The sequence below is a fragment of the Nonomuraea sp. NPDC050451 genome, from assembly GCF_044458585.1.
The window spans coordinates 1-17,086 of sequence record NZ_JBITHZ010000058.1 but is presented as its reverse complement, the minus strand read 5'-3'; the positions used below and the strand labels follow the sequence as shown (position 1 = coordinate 17,086).

Annotated in this window: 15 protein-coding genes; 2 read left to right on the top strand and 13 right to left on the bottom strand. The window is 65.0% G+C overall.

Features of this window, described 5'->3' with window-relative positions; genetic code table 11:
• Positions 1–69: 69 nt before the first annotated feature.
• The 3 genes from ACIBI9_RS63450 to ACIBI9_RS63440 form a co-directional block, all read right to left on the bottom strand.
• Entirely contained in the window at positions 70–372 is a 303-nt protein-coding gene (locus tag ACIBI9_RS63450) for a WhiB family transcriptional regulator (RefSeq protein WP_397238085.1), read from the bottom strand.
• Positions 369–578 (bottom strand): hypothetical protein, encoded by a 210-nt coding sequence (locus tag ACIBI9_RS63445; RefSeq protein WP_397238083.1) that lies wholly within the window; start codon positions 576–578, stop codon positions 369–371. Before ACIBI9_RS63445 ends, ACIBI9_RS63450 begins: the two co-directional genes overlap by 4 nt.
• An 87-nt stretch (positions 579–665) precedes the next feature.
• The gene (locus ACIBI9_RS63440; RefSeq protein ID WP_397238081.1) at positions 666–833 is read right to left on the bottom strand and encodes a hypothetical protein; all 168 of its coding nucleotides are present in this window, start codon (positions 831–833) and stop codon (positions 666–668) included.
• Between the two features lie 330 nt (positions 834–1,163).
• On the opposite strand from ACIBI9_RS63440, the gene ACIBI9_RS63435 reads away from it, so the two are divergent.
• A complete protein-coding gene (locus tag ACIBI9_RS63435; RefSeq protein WP_397238079.1) occupies positions 1,164–2,513 on the top strand; it encodes a hypothetical protein in 1,350 nt (449 codons plus the stop codon).
• 4 nt (positions 2,514–2,517) lie between these two features.
• Here the strand turns inward: ACIBI9_RS63435 and ACIBI9_RS63430 are convergent, their stop codons facing one another.
• Both ACIBI9_RS63430 and ACIBI9_RS63425 read right to left on the bottom strand, forming a co-directional pair.
• Positions 2,518–3,432, bottom strand: a complete 915-nt coding sequence (locus ACIBI9_RS63430; RefSeq protein WP_397238077.1) for a phosphotransferase enzyme family protein — start codon at positions 3,430–3,432, stop codon at positions 2,518–2,520.
• Between the two features lie 3 nt (positions 3,433–3,435).
• Positions 3,436–3,921: a GntR family transcriptional regulator gene (locus ACIBI9_RS63425; RefSeq protein ID WP_397238075.1), complete on the bottom strand. Its 486-nt coding sequence runs from the start codon at positions 3,919–3,921 to the stop codon at positions 3,436–3,438.
• A 632-nt stretch (positions 3,922–4,553) separates the two neighbouring features.
• Here ACIBI9_RS63425 and ACIBI9_RS63420 point away from each other — a divergent pair.
• Positions 4,554–4,982 (top strand): GntR family transcriptional regulator, encoded by a 429-nt coding sequence (locus ACIBI9_RS63420; RefSeq protein WP_397238073.1) that lies wholly within the window; start codon positions 4,554–4,556, stop codon positions 4,980–4,982.
• A 698-nt stretch (positions 4,983–5,680) separates the two neighbouring features.
• Here ACIBI9_RS63420 and ACIBI9_RS63415 read toward each other — a convergent pair.
• The 8 genes from ACIBI9_RS63415 to cas3 all read right to left on the bottom strand — a co-directional run bounded on the left by ACIBI9_RS63415 (position 5,681) and on the right by cas3 (position 14,898).
• Positions 5,681–6,454: a transposase family protein gene (locus ACIBI9_RS63415; RefSeq protein WP_397238071.1), complete on the bottom strand. Its 774-nt coding sequence runs from the start codon at positions 6,452–6,454 to the stop codon at positions 5,681–5,683.
• Between the two features lie 988 nt (positions 6,455–7,442).
• Entirely contained in the window at positions 7,443–8,114 is a 672-nt protein-coding gene (gene cas6e, locus ACIBI9_RS63410; RefSeq protein WP_397238069.1) for a type I-E CRISPR-associated protein Cas6/Cse3/CasE, read from the bottom strand.
• Positions 8,105–8,836, bottom strand: coding sequence for a type I-E CRISPR-associated protein Cas5/CasD (cas5e, locus tag ACIBI9_RS63405; RefSeq protein WP_397238067.1), 732 nt, complete (start codon positions 8,834–8,836; stop codon positions 8,105–8,107). The genes cas6e and cas5e overlap by 10 nt, the downstream gene beginning before the upstream one ends.
• Positions 8,833–9,963: a type I-E CRISPR-associated protein Cas7/Cse4/CasC gene (gene cas7e, locus ACIBI9_RS63400; RefSeq protein WP_397238065.1), complete on the bottom strand. Its 1,131-nt coding sequence runs from the start codon at positions 9,961–9,963 to the stop codon at positions 8,833–8,835. The genes cas5e and cas7e overlap by 4 nt, the downstream gene beginning before the upstream one ends.
• Complete coding sequence (gene casB / locus ACIBI9_RS63395; protein ID WP_397238063.1) at positions 9,960–10,568, bottom strand: type I-E CRISPR-associated protein Cse2/CasB; 609 nt, start codon at positions 10,566–10,568, stop codon at positions 9,960–9,962. Before casB ends, cas7e begins: the two co-directional genes overlap by 4 nt.
• Positions 10,561–12,165: a type I-E CRISPR-associated protein Cse1/CasA gene (casA, locus tag ACIBI9_RS63390; RefSeq protein ID WP_397238061.1), complete on the bottom strand. Its 1,605-nt coding sequence runs from the start codon at positions 12,163–12,165 to the stop codon at positions 10,561–10,563. The genes casB and casA overlap by 8 nt, the downstream gene beginning before the upstream one ends.
• 4 nt (positions 12,166–12,169) lie before the next feature.
• Positions 12,170–12,535, bottom strand: a complete 366-nt coding sequence (locus ACIBI9_RS63385; protein WP_397238059.1) for a hypothetical protein — start codon at positions 12,533–12,535, stop codon at positions 12,170–12,172.
• Between the two features lie 8 nt (positions 12,536–12,543).
• Entirely contained in the window at positions 12,544–14,898 is a 2,355-nt protein-coding gene (cas3, locus tag ACIBI9_RS63380) for a CRISPR-associated helicase Cas3' (protein ID WP_397238057.1), read from the bottom strand.
• Positions 14,899–17,086 lie beyond the last annotated feature (2,188 nt).

The following is a 17,086-nucleotide window of genomic DNA, read 5'->3' as shown; positions in this document are numbered from 1 at the left end:
CGCCGCAGCTACGGCACCGGTACGCGCTACGCGAGCGCTTGCCGCAGTCGGCGCACTGGAAGCGGGCCATCAGGCGGCCACCATCCGCAGGTCGCGGAGTTCGTCGGCGGTGAGGCCCGCCCAGATGCCGGCCTCGGGGAGTACAGCCAGCGCGTAGGCCAGGCAGGCTGCGCGGGCCGGGCATCGGGCACACACGGCTTTGGCCGTCGTTTCCCGGGCCTCCCGTGCGTCCTCCCGCTCGGGCTCGAACAGGTCAGGGCCGGTGAAGAGCTCGGCATCGCCGCTCTCGCAGGCCGGGTTGGCGTTCAGCAGGTCGTCGCGGAGATCGGACAGTTCCTCGTCGCCCAGGACGGCGGCGGTCACCTCGTTCATCGCCGCACCCCCAGCAGACCGGCGAGGGCCTCGGCGACGGCGAGCCGGTAGCAGGTCGAGCAGACGGGCGGCGTCGGAGCCTCCTCGTCGGACGCGATCTCCTCGGCACCACCGCAGACGAGGCAGATCCACTGGATGGACCTCCAGGTCACGCCGATCATGGGCAGGTCGGATGCGGGCTGCGTGTTGCTGGACCCGTGGGTCATGATGAAGACACCTCTTCTAAGGGGTGCCGGGGCGCGGATCAGGTTTGGCGACTTTGGGCCGCGCCCCGGCTTCTGCTGTTTGGAAGTTCAGCCGAGACCGTTGCTGAAGGCGATCAGGGCTTGGGCGATCGTCTGTACGGCGCCCACGGCGGTGTTGACGGCAACTGCGGCCTTGTGCGGCTGAGTGACCACGAAGAAGGCCGCGAGGATCATCAGCACCGTGGGCACGAAGCGTCGGGGTCGGAGAGCAGGCATTTGGCGGTGATCCCTTCCGGTCGCGGTTGGGCCTGTCTCTCCTGCTGACAGGCCCTCTATCGAGATCCTGTCCTGTACAGGTATAGAACAGGCTTGGCGGGTCCGTCAAGCTTCTTTCGAGGCCCGCCGTGTTCGTGGCACTAGAAAACCGCGCAGGTCAGGGGGTACGGCAGCGTTCAAAAGACGGTGCAATTGAGCGAATGGGGGTGCACGACGGCCCGCAGGGGGTGCAAACTGTCGGCGACACCTTGATCACCCAGGGTCGCCGACCCGCTGCGCGCCGGGAGTGCCATGAAGCTCCGAGAGCCGAATCACCAGCTCGCAGCGGTCATGACGAGAGCCGCGTGCTCCAACAAGGCCCTCGCCCGGCGGGTACAGGACGTGGCCGTGAGCCATGGCGCGGACATCCGCTGCGATCACGTGTCGGTGAAACGCTGGCTCGACGGAATGCACCCCCGCGGAATGACACCTCACTTCATCGCCGACGCTCTCAGCCGCAAGCTCGGCGAGCGCGTGAGCGTCCGCGACATCGGCATGATGTACGCCGAGGCGACACCGTTCAAGGCCAGCCCGCGCAAGCAGCAGGCCGGCGGTCTGAGCGATGGTGTGACGGTCCTCGTATCAGGCGACCTCTCGGCCAACCCCCAGGTGGTCGAGAGCGACGTCTCGACGGACTCCTGGAACGACTCCATGGTCACGTGGCTGGTGAATCCCGCACCGATCCCGAAGCCTCTGACCGAGGGGCGCCTGGTGACCGCCTCCAGTGTCGAGGCCGTCCGTGAGACGACGGCGATGTTCGCGAAGCTGGACTACCGGTTCGGCGGCGGCCACGCGCGGTCCACGGTGGTGCAGTACATCGCCATGGAGGTGGAACCGCTCCTCAAGCACATAAGGCCGGACACGGCACTCGGCAAGCAGTTCCTTTCCGAGACGGCGGCCATGCTGCGCCTCGCGGCCTGGATGGCGTACGACACCGGTCGCCACGGCCTTGCCCAGCAGTACATGACCAAGGCCCTCCACCTGGCCCGCGAGGCGGACAACCGGATGCTCGGCGGCCGCATCCTGGCCGGCATGAGCCACCAGGCCAATTACCTGGGCCACTACGGCATGGCCGTGAACCTCGCCCGAGCCGCTCAGATGGGCGCCAAGGACGCCGCAACGCCCACGGCCATGGCGCTGTTTAGCGCCATGGAGGCGCGAGCGCTGGCATCTCAGGGCGACGAGGCCGCGTGCAGCAGGGCGCTAGGGGAGGCCGAGCGCTGGTTCGAGCGGCGGATGCCCGAGGATGATCCGGTGTGGCTGCGGTACTTCGACGAGGCCGAGCTGGCGGCGGAGTTCGCCCATTGCTTCCGCGACCTCGGCCATCACCACCGGGCCCGCGATCGGGTGCTGCAGAGCGTGGAGCTCTCCGAGAGCCTCTACGTGCGCAGCCTCTCCTTCGTGCGCACCATCCTGGCCACGAGCCACGTGGCCGGCGGCGAGCTAGAGCATGGGCTCGCCGTAGCGCGCGAGGTAGTGACCACCGTGGCTGACCTGCGGTCGGCCAGGACGCGGCGCTACGTACGGGACTTCGTCAAGCAGCTCGCGCGCTTCGGGAACGATCCAAGAGTGCGCGAGTTCCAGACGTTCACCGAGACCCGGCTCGCCCGAGCCTGCTCCGAGGCGAGCGCTGCGCGGTAGCCGCTCAGAACGGCCTCCAGACGCGTGGGAGGAGGTCGTGCCGCAGTGATGCCACACGCCGATCGAACTCTGCGCGGATCTCCGGACTCTGGTCCACGTTCTGCATGAGCCACGTGGTCATCGTGGTCTCCCGGATCCGGCGCAGGGTATGGAATCCCGGCCATTCGGTGATGTCGAAGCCGTACGCGTCCACAGCCTGTGCGTACTCATCTGTCGACACCCACCGGAACCCCCTGAACGGGATGCCGATGCCCGTACAGAGATCCCACTCGCGCGGCCCCCAGGCGAACGCCTCGAAGTCGAGCAGGATCACACTCCCATCCGTACGGCGGAGAAGGTTGTTCTTGTGCCCGTCGCCGTGAATGTGGCCGACGGGCAGAGCGAAGTCGAGAGTGTTGTACTCGGCGTAGAGGCCCTTGACCCGCTGCCGCAAGAACTCGAGGTCCTCGTCCGCGACGCTGGAGGCGTTGTCCAAACGATCCTCCACACGAGCCAGCGGGTCGAACAACGGCAGCACCAGGTCCACCGGCTTCGGAACGTCGTGTAGTTGCCTGAGCATCACCACCAGATCAGCGAATCCCGGCACCGGCCCGCCACTGTCCACGTGCAGCCAGAACGTCACCACCCGCCCCTCGTGAACGGTTGCCTGGGGACAGTCCGGGAACAGGCGTACGCCCGGGAAGCCGGCTTCTTCCAGCCAGTTCGCGACCGCCACTTCCTTCCGGACATCGGAGAGGAGATCCACGCTCCGAGCGATCCTCACCACCACCGGTGCCGACACGAGGCGATACAGCGCGTTCTCGCCGAGCCGTATGGGCACCGCCCCGCGACTGTCGAGTCCGGCGTGCTCACAGGCCACGACGAGCGCTCTGTACGCGTCCTGCTGGCAGAATCCTCGCGTGGTGGGGGTCTCGGTCATGGATCAGCCCTCTCTGCTCGTGTTGCTCGGTGGCGAACTGGTGGCCACGAAACGGCCCTTGCTGGGGATGACGACGATCAGGCCCTCCTGCTGAAGCAGTTCCAGGGCCTTGCGTACCGTGATGCGTGCCGTGCCGAACCTTTCGGCGAGGACAGGTTCACCAGGCAGCCGGACATCAGAAGGGAACTCGCCGGCCTTGATGGCGACGCGGAGTTGGTTGGCCACGTCCTCGTAGCGCGTGGCAGGCTTCGCGCCTTCTGCGGCCTGGCCTTGCACTCTGCGACCGCGACCCATCTGGCTCACGACGAGGCCCTCGCGTTCCAGCTCCGCGAGTGCTTGCCTTACCGTGCCGCGAGCGACGCCGTACGTCTGCATGAGCGCCGTCTCGGACGGGATCATCCCGCCGGGCGGATACTCGCCGCTGGCGATCCGCTGGCGGAGGTCACTGGCCAATGTGGCGTAGGCGGGCTGAGCTTTGCCGTGAGTCATGAGGCTCCCTTGCCGAGCAACAACGGACTCAAGGCTAGGGCGAGCGCGGCTTCGCGGTAATGAACGCCATCTCGGTGGACAGCGCCCCTTCGCGTCTGCTCTGCCACCGCCCCTGGATTGGCGCGAGCGATCTCGCCCCACGCGTATCGATCTGAGCCGCTCGCGGTGTGTGCCGCATGGCCCCTCAGGCGACACCATCAGCGGGCCTCACCCGAGAGAAGCAGTCGCCACAGAGGGGCCGCTTTAGCCCATCGCCAGGGGCCGGCATAGGCGACAACGGTAGGAGCGCTTCGCTCGGTGCGACGGAACAAATACATACCGCCGGCGCCCAGCAACTCGTAGACGATCTCCGAGCATGCACAGGTGTAGTCGAGCACCCGCCGATGATCCGAATGATGGTCCTTGATCCGGTCTTCTATTGCCCAGTCAATGGAGATTCTCGGGGCGGTGACTCGCTCAGAGGGGTGTGGGGAGAGCCCGGGACATGGCCAGTCATCCCTCTTACGACCTGACCGTTGAGCCATTGAGCTGACCTCCTACCTCGCGATGTGGCAACGTTCCTGCACGTAGACGCTTATGAGCATATGCCTACTAGACCATATGAGGTAGTGGTGTTGTGATGATGATCTACTGTGATCGACTTCGGTTCCGATCGACCGGTGCACCGCCAGCTCGCCGACATCATCCGCGAGGACATCGCAGCGGGGCGACTCAAGGCTGGCCAGGCACTCCCCTCAGAGACTCGACTGATGCAGCAGTACGAGCTCGGCCGGGTCGCCGTACGCCAGGCGCTCGGGGTGCTGCGCAGCGAGGGGCTGATCGTCACCGTGAAGCGTGAAGGCTCCTACGTCCGCCCACAAGTGCCTGTTGAACGGGTCTCGGTGGAGCGCACAGCAGAGGTCACGGCCCGCATGCCGTCGCCTGACGAGCGGAAGGAACTGGACATCCCCGAGGGCGTTCCGGTGTTCGTCATCAAGCAGCCGCGCAAACGTAACCGGGTCCTGGCAGCAGATCGAACGATTCTCGTTTGGGATATCCCGTCTCAGGGAGCCTCGGCCTAAAGCGTCTAGGTACAGCACGTCGCGGCGCACATAGCCGTCCCAGGTGTACAAGAAGCACTCTCGGTGCAGCTTTGAACGCCACGGCGTGTGGACTATCTCCGCCGGGCTTCGCAGGACGGAGATAGCGCGACAGCGACGCGCGACATGGGCAAGGAACCATCCCCCCGTGCGCGGGGAGCACCACGCCGGCGCCGAGCTCGTCGGCCCGAGTGCGGAACCATCCCCGCGTGCGCGGGGAGCACAGGGTCGTGAGCACGTTGTCTGTGAAGATCACGGGACCATCCCCACGTGCGCGGGGAGCACGAGCCATGACGGCGGGACGAGGCGGATGGCTAGGGGCCATCCCCGTGTGCGCGGGGAGTACCTGTCGAGGCTGGCCAGGTAGGCCCAGCACGGGGGACCATCCCCGCGTGCGCGGGGAGCACTCTCGCCGACCTGCGGATTGCCTGGCGCCAAGACCATTTCCGAGCACCTTGAAGAATTCGGACATTTCACCGCCGCAATCAAAGACCCTTCTCTGTGGCAACGCCACGGCGTCGCCGACATAACGCAATCAACGCCGCCCATGCGGCGGAGCTTAGCCACCTTGCTCCAGCTGCGCGGCGGTTCAGAATCGGCCACTATGGGAGTTATGGCAATAATCGGCCACTCCGAGAGCAACCGCTCGAATAGACGCAAACACTGAATGCTTTTCATCCTCACGTTGCCTGCGCAACTTGGTGATTCTGAAGGACGGCGATGGCCTTGCAGAGGTGGCCGGCCTTGCTGGGGCTACAGCGGAGCTTGCGGAGGATGCGCCAGCTCTTGAGCTGAGCGTTCGCGCGTTCGCCGGGTCCGCGAAGGCGGGCGTGTGAGTGATTGGCCAGCTTCTGAGACTCGGGCTTGTTCTTGCCCTTGTACGGGGTGCGGACCGGGCCTTCGGCTCCCTGATAGCCCTTGTCGGCCAAGACGATGATCCCGGCCTGTTCGAGCTTACGCAGGATGCCCCAGATGCGGGCGGCGCTCAGGTCGTGCGTCTTACCCGGCAGCGCGCCCGAGGTCCACAAGATCGTCCCGTTCGGCGAGGCGATGACCTGGACGTTCATCCCGTGCACGCGATGCTTGCCGGAGAAGTACGGCCGATCGGCGGCGATCCGATCGGTGCGGATCAGCGTGCCGTCCAGCACCAGGTAATGCAGCCCGTCCCGCTTTGCCTTGCGCAGCGCCTGCCCGAGCTTCGGTGAGCGGGCCGACAACAGCGCGACGGTCTCCTCCACGTACCGCCACGCGGTCGCCGTCGACACCCCGAACCCTGCCCCGAGCTCGCTGAATGTCTCGCCCTTACGCAGGTAGACCAGCACCAGCAGCGCCTGCTGCCCCGGGTTGAGCAGCCGCCAGGCCGATCCGATCGCCTTGCGGTGCTGGCGGATCACTCCGGCGACGTAGTTCAGCGTTGAACGCGACAAATCGACGGCAGCACGATAGAACAGCATCCGAGGCCCCTGGTTGTGACGGATCTGGTTGTGGTGATCAATCCATCTACCAGGGGTTTCTTACGTCGTCAGGCGAACACCAGGCTCGCGATCATGCTGTTACCAGCAACCCGCAGCCAGGGGGATGCAAAAGCCTCACTCGTGGGCGACCCCTCGGTGCCCGTCCAAGGCACTTTGATTGGAATATACAAGCCGCCAGAGCAACGAGATCTATGCCTTTTTGACATGGCTCCCATGGCAGCGACCGTCGCTTCACACCCCCATAGCCTGCATGAACATGTTTCCGTCTGCAGTACTCCCATTTGGCGATCACGAGCATGGGCCGCAGGATCCTTCTCATCAGCGTAACGTGAGAAGAGGGATAGCGAGCGCGATGGGAGAACCAGTGACACCGTTATTCACCGTTAGGGCTTTCGTCCTACTCTTATTCGCTACTGTTATCGGTTTAGCCGTGACGCTACTGAACCTCAGGTCGCACAAGGACCTGGCCAAGGCGCTGCTCGCGGGTGCGGCTGCGGCGGGGGCCGCACTACTTGGGGCGAACACTCTCATCGAGCTTCACTGACAACACGAGGTGGGCGATCAGCTGCCCGATAAAACCGATGGGCTCGGTTGATCTGTGACGACGTAGGCCAGCGGCTCGCAGGCGCCACAGGTGAGTACTCTTCTTGATGCAAGATGATCCCCGCGCACGCGGGGATGGTCCCGTGAGAAGAGGAACAGCCACTCTCACAGTCAAGTACTCCCCGCGCACGCGGGGATGTGATCACGAATGACCCCAGCGGCAAGGGTACGACCTACTGGGAGAATGCCTGCGCATGCTCTTTCCAGCGTGCGCAGGCCGCCCAAGACACGAAGAACACGACCTCTGCCCCAGCCTTGAGGTCGGGTGCAAGGGTTCATCCATGTACAAGGAAGCCTTGAGCTGGCTGCAATTCCAGTAACAGTTATCGCCCTCGCTCCACACCCACGCGCGCGGACGGGATGATCAGTTGGCGCGTGCAGGTGCGAGGCTGAGCAAGCCGCAGCCGTACGCCTTGGCGCGCCCGATGCCGTTGATCACGGCCGCCGTGAAGGCCGCCGAGTCGGTGACAACCAGGTGACCGTCAAAGCGGACAGGATCAACGGTGACGCGCCCTGCTTCCCGCTTCTTCCCAACCAGTCTGGGGGCCGGATTCGCGGCCACGTCTGGAGCACCCTGCCGGCTGGAGGGGATGACGAAACCATGCTGCTCGCCCTTGCTGATCAGCCATTCAATCTGCTGGGCAGGCTGCTGAAGTGGAACGCGCTTCCGCTGCTCTTTCCCGTCCTCGACACGGACATCACGGGTCGGGTTGGCCATGAGCCGGAATGCGAACTTCCGTCCAGGCGCGATGACGTCTAGTACGGGCTGAAGGGAGCGGACCTCCGCCGGCCGCAAGAGCAGTCCTTCGGGGAGACGTTCCCAGTCGGGAGCCGTCTGGCTCTGGACATATTGCACCAGGCCGCCGCCCGCCACCGTATCGAGCCGCCAGAGCACGCCATGCTGGCTGCGGAAAGTAGCGGTCGGCGGCAGCTCAGGGTACGCGGACATGATCGTTCTATGCATGTCGTGAACGTCGGCGACGTCGCGCAGGAACGCGCGAGACTGCTGGTTGACGGTGAGCTTGGTCAGAAACACAACTTCTCTCCCGCGGAGATCATTTCGTCAGTCAGCGGGACCTCTCCGGTCCGTACGGTGCGGGGCGCGAAACGCCGGTTACCCTCAACAAAGCTAAGAGGCTGATCATGACGAGCCTCAGCATCGAGGGCGTCCGCCGGGCATTCCACGACGGTACGCAGACCAGGCCGGATCGTCTGGCTCTTCATCGAGGCACGGGCCGTGGCAGAGTTCTCCAGCCACCCGTACGCGGCCAGAGCTTTCTCTGCTGTCCGAGACGTCGGCCCTTCTCCACGAGCGAGAAGGGGCCGCGCCGGGACGTACGCCTTGCGCCCGAAAGACAGCCGCCAGTGTGGCCGTTCCACCGCTTCGGCCACCCTGGTCAGCAGTCGCTCATCACCTTCCAGCACCACCAAAAAGAGCCCATCGGCTAGGTAGTACCGCTCGCTGACGACTGTGCGATGCCCAGTGCCCTGTGTGGTCGGGACGTTCTGCGTGACGTGATAGTCACGCTCGACGACGCCCTCGCGGTCTACGCGCACAGCCAGGCGAAGCCGGGCCAACTCGGCGAGAGCGGCGTCGTCGTTGCGATCGATCCCTAATGCCGCGCACAGCAGACCCAGGACGCCCGATTTCGTCGGCTCAGTCATCGTGTCGCGGATGATTCCGCGTGACCTGATGCCCCATGACTGCATCGGCGCGTCGAAGCACAGGGCGAGCGACGTGGGACCGTCGTACGTCATCCGCCGTACTCCCCGGCGCCGGCCAGCAGCCCCTTGGTGAAGGCATCGAGACTGCCCACGACCTGTAGCCCCTCGATGGCGGGGATCTCCCGAGACACGGATGCGGCAACGGCCGTGCGGATCTGTTCACCGCCATAGAAGGAGCGAAGCTTGCCGAAGTGATCGACGAGACACCGGGTCGAGCCCTCCATGATGTCGTTGTCGACAACCGGCTTGAGGAAGGCATTGGCCAGGTTCCAGGCCCCGTGGTCACGCACCACACCGAGGAGCGTGTCGGGCATGGTGCGCGCCGCCATTGAGTTCTGCTTGCCGCTCGGCACGGCGTTGATGAAGGCCAGGAGCCAGGCCTGAACGGTGCGCCGGATGAGGTCGATGTCGCCTTGCAGGTTCTCCGTCAACTGGATCAGATCGACGTTCGCGTACCGGTAGTAGCAGGCGGAGTTGAAGTCGATCGTGCCGAGCATGTCGGCTCCGGACTCGGCGTCCGGCTTCAGATCGTCGACTGCGGTGTAGAAGTCGAACTCGGTGGCGACGACATGCGTCGAGATGGCGTGAGCAACCTGCGAGGCGGCGTTGACGTTCAGGTCCTTGTTGTCCGCGATCATCCGGCCGAACAGGGCGATGTCCGCGACCCGACCAGCGTCGAGAATCTGACGCGCCATAGCCTGCGCGGCCTTGTCCGGCTTGATCTTCTCCTTCTGAGCTTTCGTCTTCGCGGCGGCGAATTTCTCCAGGCTGTCCCAGCGTTCCTCGCAGTACGTCGTCAGGTGGTCGATTGCTCCCTTTCCGACATACAGCAAGTACTCCGTGAGCCCGCGGCTCTGGTCCAACCCGAAGCCAAGCTGCTGCAAGGCGGCCGTGGCGACGGCCTGCGCCTGCTCACGGTCACGCTTTTGGGCGACGAGGCGCTCTACCACGCCGTCGAGCAGCCGCTTGGTACGGACTCCGACCTCGGACTCGTCGAGCCCGTACACCTTGAAGAGTTCCCGCGCGGCGCGCTTGAGGCTTTGACTGGAGATGCGTCCCCGGACATGCCCGCCGAACGTGGCCGTCTTGGGCTGGCCCACGTCGTCCCGGTTCAGGTTGCTAACGGGGAAGGACTGGAGCAGATGAAGCTCGATGATCATTGGGTCGTCTCCGGGGAATCGGTGGGAGGCTGGTCATGGCCCTTGGCCGGCTTCGCAGAAGCCAGCGTGTAGTACTCCTGGGCCCACGTCAGGCGTACTCTGCTCGCCCTGTCGCCTCGGTGGTCCTTGCCGAGCAGAACAAGCAGGTCGCTGAGCAGCCGCTCATAGTGGACGGGAACGTCGTGCGCCGACAGCAACCGGATCGTCTGGCGTAGATAATGCGGGAGAGCCTGTTTGTCCTTGGCCAGCAACTGAGTCAGTCGTCGGTCCACTACCGGGCTTTCCAGCTTCTTCTGCAGCCTGCCGAGCGACGCGCCAAACGAGCGCGATCCTCCCCCGCCCCGCCAGTTCAACGGATGTAGCGAGAACAGGCCGCCCACAAGCAGCCACGTCTCCGGTTCGGAGCCATCGCCCTGAGGCGGATCGTGCTGGAACACGATCTCGTACGCCTGATACTGCCTTCCCTCTACGAAGCTGTGACGCAACCTGGCGAGCACCCCGCGTGCCTCAGACACTCTCCGCCGGTCATCCGAGCGCAACGCGTTTTCGAGGCCGCAGAGGTACGTGATGTACGCGTCCCGCCGTATGGAGAATTGGTCAGGCATCAGGCTCCTCCGGTCCATCGGTGTAGCTCGTGATCCGGGCACGAAAGACGCGCTCCGCGGTCTCCAGGCGACCGTCGAAAATGGCGCGGTGCTTTCCGAGCGCGAGCATGGCACGGCTCTCAGCGGGTGAACCAGCAACCCAGCGGTCCACCGCCACACGGGCAAGCTCGATCACGTGCCGTCCCCATGCCCGCGCTGTCGGCGCTTCCGAGTGGCCAGCCGTACGAGCCTTGCCCAAGTCGATCAGAAATGCTCCGAACGGACGCGCGAGGCGAGGCCAGTAACCGCGGCTGACGTCTGCCACAGGCTGATCAGCCTTGAACTCACGGTGATATTCCGTCTGGAACGAACGCAACGCGGAGCCCACGTCGTCGGCAAGGGCAATCGCACAGCCGATGATCCCGCTCAGTTTCTCGTCATGTGCTCGAAGCAGCGGAACAGGTGCGGGAATCTCCTCTTCCAGCCACGTCTCAACGACCGTCGCCTTGGAATCAAGATGTTGGCCGAAGAGGCGGAGGGTGTAAACAGCGTCTGCGGGAATGTAGCCGCTTTCTGCCAGTTCGGCTATCTGATCGAGAGCCACGGGGCGCTGGCGGTACCGGTTCTCTTCCCAGAGATCGCTCAGGAGAAGCTCAACGCTATGGCGCCATACGCCGCGCAGGGGATAAAGCCGCACCGGCAGCATGGGCGCGTCCTTTTTGAACTTCCCCTTCGCGTCTTTGGGCGTGCGGAAGGCCGCCATCTTCTCCTCGTCTGGCAGCTTCACATCGAGCCGCGTCCCAGGTGTGATGACAGCGCCATCCACCACGCTGCTTCCACCCGGCTCCCTTGTGAACAGCAGTACGCGTCTCGATGGCCAGGTCAGCAGGTCTGTCCAGCCTCGCGCGGTGCGCTTGTCCGGTCTCGGCGAAGGCCCAGTCGGCTCCTCCCAAACTGGCCTATCGTCGGAAGTGGTCATCTCCGGCTTCTCGTAGTCCGGCAGGTAGACCATGGCATTGAGCAGGAGGGTCTCCTTGAGGTTCTGCCCCTCGACCAGGACGACTCCGAACCAGTTGCAGGGTGCCCGTTCCGACGACTTGTCCTTCTCGTACGGGGTCTTCATCCCTCCTGGGTCGAAGGCCTGAACCGTGACCAGCCACCGGGCCGCCTCTTGCGGAGTCAGTACGACCTTGTCTTCGGACGTGGTGTGGTCGAAGAGGGTCACATTGTTGCCGACGGCGCGGTATGGAACCAGCTTCGCCGCCGTAGCCGAATTCAGGGACCTCAACTCAGCGCACTGCATGAACGGCACTTCCGGGTGGAACAGATCGAAGCGCTCCCGGCGGCGCTCCAGGTATTTGCGGAGCGGATCGGCGGGGATGCTCTCCGCCTCCCACAGGTCTCGCCATACCGTCTCATTGGGCGGGCCATATGCGCGATGAAAGACCGCCAGGAGGAGGCGATGGAGAGCCGCCGTCATCGTGGGGGCCTCTGTCGCGATACGGCGGACGGTATGCGCCTTCGCGATGACATCCTCAAGTCCCATGGCATCAACCCTCCCGTCGAGTCCCACGACGGGAATCCAGGGCTGAGTCAGCAGATCGAACGATGGCGCCATGTCGTCAGGCGAGGGCATCGGCGTCCTCCAGAAGGAGGCCGAGGCCATCGCGATACCGCAGCACGTGGCCACCGACCGTACACCCGTCTTCGGTGAACATGAGAACCCTGTGCTCGTACAGCCACGGCGAACGTTGGAAAAGCTGCGGCACTGGGGTCGCAGCGATCGCCCGTACGACATCGGCAGGCATGTCAGCCGATACGGCGAGTTGGAGGGCAGCGTCCAGTAGTGCTCGTAACACGTCCTCATCGGGAGAGTCGAGAGCGGTCAGGTCGACTGAGTCACCGCCAGAGACCGGAACGGCCCGGCCGCCCTGAGACGCTCGGAACAGCACGACGTCAACGGGAGGGACGTCGTCGGAGTGCTCCACCGCGGATATCACCTGCTTCGCGTTTGTCCTGCGTGCTTGCTGTGCTTGGTCAACTCGCCAAGGTGAGAGACCGCATTGGGGTGCGGGAGATACATGAGACGGGCGTTGCGCTCAGCCACCTTCAGCGCGTGAGCCAGACGTTCGGTCTCGATCTGCCATAACTCCTCCCACCCGGACGGACAGGTGATCGCCCCGTCCGGCCCGTAGACAGCATCGACCAAGGTGGGTACGTCATCAGGCAGGTTCAGACAGGTCCTCTCCCGCAGCAGAGCCCAGGTTCGCATGAGTGTGATCGGCGCGTAGACCGATTCGCTGTACCGCGGAAACTGAGGGCCAGCCTCGGTGTCGACCACGCCCGCAATCGCCAGGCGAGGCTCCCCCCGCGCCCTGTCGTGGCGGTGAAGCCGGCCAGCTCGTTGGATCAGCCAGTCCACGGGAGCAAGATCGGTGAGCATCGCGTCGAAGTCGAGATCCAGTCCCTGTTCCAGGACCTGGGAGCTGACCACGATCGCCCTTGGCCGTGCTCCGTTCTTGCCGAAGGCGGCCTTCAGTTCGGTTTCAACGGCCCGACGCGGGCCGTTGTCCAACTGACCGTGGATCACGAACAACCGAGGGCGTATCTCCGCTGGCAGGGCCGCAACGCGTGTCACGAGAGCCGCGTGGGTAGCGATCACCCTTCGTACCAGGTTGTGCATCACGACGGCGCATCCACCATCCGCCACCTGTTCCAAGGCCCAATCGACTACGTCTTCGTCGTTGATCGGAGTGAGATGAAGCAGGCGACTGACGTTGAGGTCGGAAACCTCGGCACCCTCGGCCACGGGTTTGCCGGTGCCGGCCACCGTGACCCTCGGGTAGTCGGTGGATGGCTCCGCTTTCGGGGTATCCCGTGGCAGGCACCTGAGCAGGCCCGATTGCCAGGCTGCCACCAGCTCCTGCCGCCGCCCCGAAGGCAGCGTGGCCGACAGCATCACCACCGACGTACCCAGCCGTCCGAGCCAGGCGAGCAGCCGATCGAGCAGCGTCGACATGTAAGTGTCGTACGCGTGGACCTCGTCGATAACGACGACCTTGTTGGTCAGCGCGGCCAGGCGTACGAAGACGTGGCCCGACCGGATAGCCGCCTTGAGGGCTTGATCGATCGTTCCAACGCCGACCGGGACGAGCAGGCTCTTCTTACGAGTGAACCACTCCTTCGCCTGGACATCGAAGTCGTCCTCGTCGTCCCGACCCACGTCGCTAGGGTCGGCTGCCCGCTCGTTCAGGTGATCGAGGGCGCCGGAGTGAATCAGCCGGACGCTGACCGTCTTGTCGTGTCCAAGGCGCTCTAACAGCTGCTCCAGTTCGGTCAGCATCTGGTTGCTCGTCGCTTTGGTCGGATTAGCGACGTACGTCCCCAGGAGACCATGGCTACGCATCAAGGCCGCAGCAGCCTGGATACCTGCCTTGGACTTACCTTCCCCTGTCGGAGCCTCCACGATCACTAATGTCGGCTGGTCCCGATCCTCTGTTACACGCTCGACGACAACCTGCACCGGCCGCGGCTTCTCACCCTGGAACAACTCGCTGAACGACGTGGGCGGCTCCCAGGGGCACAGCTCAAGCCTCTCCACGGCTAGCGACGCGCGTTCGTCAGCTCTCCTGTTGTAGACCGGAAGATCGAATACATCGGCATAGGGGAAGTTTTCGGTGTCCGACGCGATCCAATCGCTGATCGTGGTCAGAGCGGCGAGGGCCACCGCAGCGGCGCTGCTCACGTGCACGTCCTGCCAAGGGATCTCTCCGGGATCCGGCAGGCCGCGCACAGCGATGACCTCGCTGACGAGCCGATCGCGCCGTGCTTCCCAAGTCGGGCCACCGTGGTTGTTGATCTCTCGCCGCGCCTGCCGCAGCGCTGTCCCATCAGGGAAGTAGCCGTGGTGCCCGCCGAGCGCGGCAGCAACGAGTTCGGCAGTGGCCGGCGGTGCGCCCCAGCGACGGAGGAGGTCTCTCATATGCATGGCCGTGACCAGTCCATGCGGGGTATCGATGCGCCGCCCGAGCTCCGGCCTCTTCGCCATCCTCCTCAGATCAGCAGCGGCCGACTCATCGAACCTCGCCAAGGCAACTTCAACCTGAAGCCCCTGAAACGTCGGGCTATGTTTCCCCAGATCGTGCAGCCCGCAGAGAGTAGCGATCCACGCGTCCACCTCGCCCAACGGCTCGAACGCAGCACGCAGTTCGTCTCGGCATTGCGGCCCGGTCAGCACGCCTACAAGGCGTTGGGCTACCGCGGCGGTATCGAGAGCATGGCAGACCAGGGGGTGGACTTGGTCATTGCGTGCCTTGCCCCAGGCAGGCCAGACGCCTGGATCGACATTCACTGAATAACCCGATCAACCGGGTCCAGAGCGCTGCCGATGAAGCACACTTCGAAGATCGCTCGCTCCGCCTGCCGCGGTTGCCATCGATCCCATGGCCCTCCACGCGCTGCAGCGCCGCCAGCTAACTGCCTGCATCTTGGCAACGGCACGTTCGGCTCTCGATTGTGCTTGGTCCGGACCGTACGAGCCTCAGCAGATGATCCCTTAACCAACCGGTCATGGGGTGTCCCCTCACCGAGCATGGAGTAATTAAAGGGCATCATCGCCATGTAGAACCCGCAAATGCGCCGATCGACAAGCGTCACGGTCACGGCCTGCTGGGCGATGAGCCTGGCAAGGATAGGTTGCCGATGGAAGACGGTTCTGCGGTACCCCTTGTCAGGCAGGCTGAGTTGCCCAACATCTCGCAATGATGCAGCCTGGAACGACTGAATCGCAGCTTGATAGTCAAATGACCGTTACGTCCTTATCCGCTGAAGTGCTAATTTTGGGCTCCACCGCTGACAACGTCGCAGGTCAGCGAGAGTGCTCCCCGCGCACGTGGGAATGGCCCCAAGACCGAGGCATACCGGCCCGAGGGCGGTTTGTGCTCCCCGCGCACGCGGGGATGGTCCCCGCGACAAGGTTGCGCAGTACTGGTTGCAGGGTGCTCCCCCGCGCACGCGGGGATGGTCCCGGGTCGCCAGCCTCGGGCCGACGCTGGCCCCGTGCTCCCCGCGCAGGCGGTATGGTCCCCGGGGCGACCTTCCCAGGCATTACCCCGGCGTGTGCTCCCCGCGGACGCAGGGATGGTCCCCACTGGGCCTCGATCTCCGACCCCACCACGAGGTGCTCCCTGCGCACGCGGGGATGGTCCCGTCGTGCTGCAGATCGACCCGGCTGGCTTCTAGTGCTCCCCGCACACGCGGGGATGGTCCCATCCGGCACGGCATCCGCTAGACGTGGTTCGTGTGCTCCCCACGCAAGCGGGGATGACCCCTTGTTCGGCCGCCCGTAGTGGGCGACCAGTCGGTGCTCCCCGCGCACGCGGGGATGGTCCCGGCATGAAGGACGAGACGGGCCGCGGCCACTTCGTGCTCCCCGCGCATGCGGGGATGGTCCCCTGGTCCCCGAGTTCGAGGACTTTGTGGATCAGTGCTCCCCGCGCACACGGGGATGGTCCCGGCATCATCGGCACGGCCGCACTCGCCGTCACGTGCTGCCCACGCACGTGGGGATGGTCCCCCGCCCGGCCACGGGCTGCATGCGGAGGTGTGGTGCTCCCCGCGCATGCGGGGATGGTCCCACCTCCGACGGCACCCTGCTCGTCACCCCCAAGTGCTCCCCGCGCGCGCGGGGATGGTCCCTCGTGAACCGGCAGGTAGTCGGTTGGCTCGCCGTGTTCCCTGCGCACGCGGGGATGGTCCCGTGCTCGGGTCGGCCATGTACCGGGGCAGGTTGTGCTCCCCACGCACGCGGGGATGGTCCCTTGATCGGGTTGATGCGCTGGCCTCGGAAGGTGTGCTCCCCGCGCACGCGGGGATGGTCCCCATCAGAACCTGCAAGTCCCCCTCGCTCTTCGGTGCTCCCCGCGCATGCGGGGATGGTCCCTCGTCGCGGTCGCCGTCAAACCGAGCCAGCTTGTGCTCCCCGCGAATGCGGGGATGGACCCGTCTCCCACATGGCGTCGGTGACGTGTACGAGGTGCTCCCCCGCGCATGCGGGGATGGTCCCGGCTCGCTCATCTCGTACAGGACCGCGCCACCGTGCTCCCCGCGCACGCGGGGATGGTCCGATGCTGTTCGGCGCGACGAGCGACCCCGACGAGTGCTCCCTGCGCACGCGGGGATGGTCCCATCCTGCACGGCATCCGCCAGACGGGGTTCGTGTGCTCCCCGCGCACGCGGGGATGGTCCCACCGTCATGTCCTTGCTGATCAGGCTGATGGCGTGCTCCCCGCGGACGCGGGGATGGTCCCTACGCCTGTCTGTTCCGGGCTCATGTGCTGCCGTGCTCCCCGCGCACGCGGGGATGGTCCCTGGGCGGCAACTAACGAACTGAACAAGGGGGTGTGCTCCCCGCGCACGCGGGGATGATCCCTTCATCCAGACCGAGTGTAGGACGACGCTGAAGGTGTCCACGTAGGCGACATTCGCGCTGTCTATATGGACGACAAGGAAGACCCCGCCAGGCTGGTGCCGGACGGGGT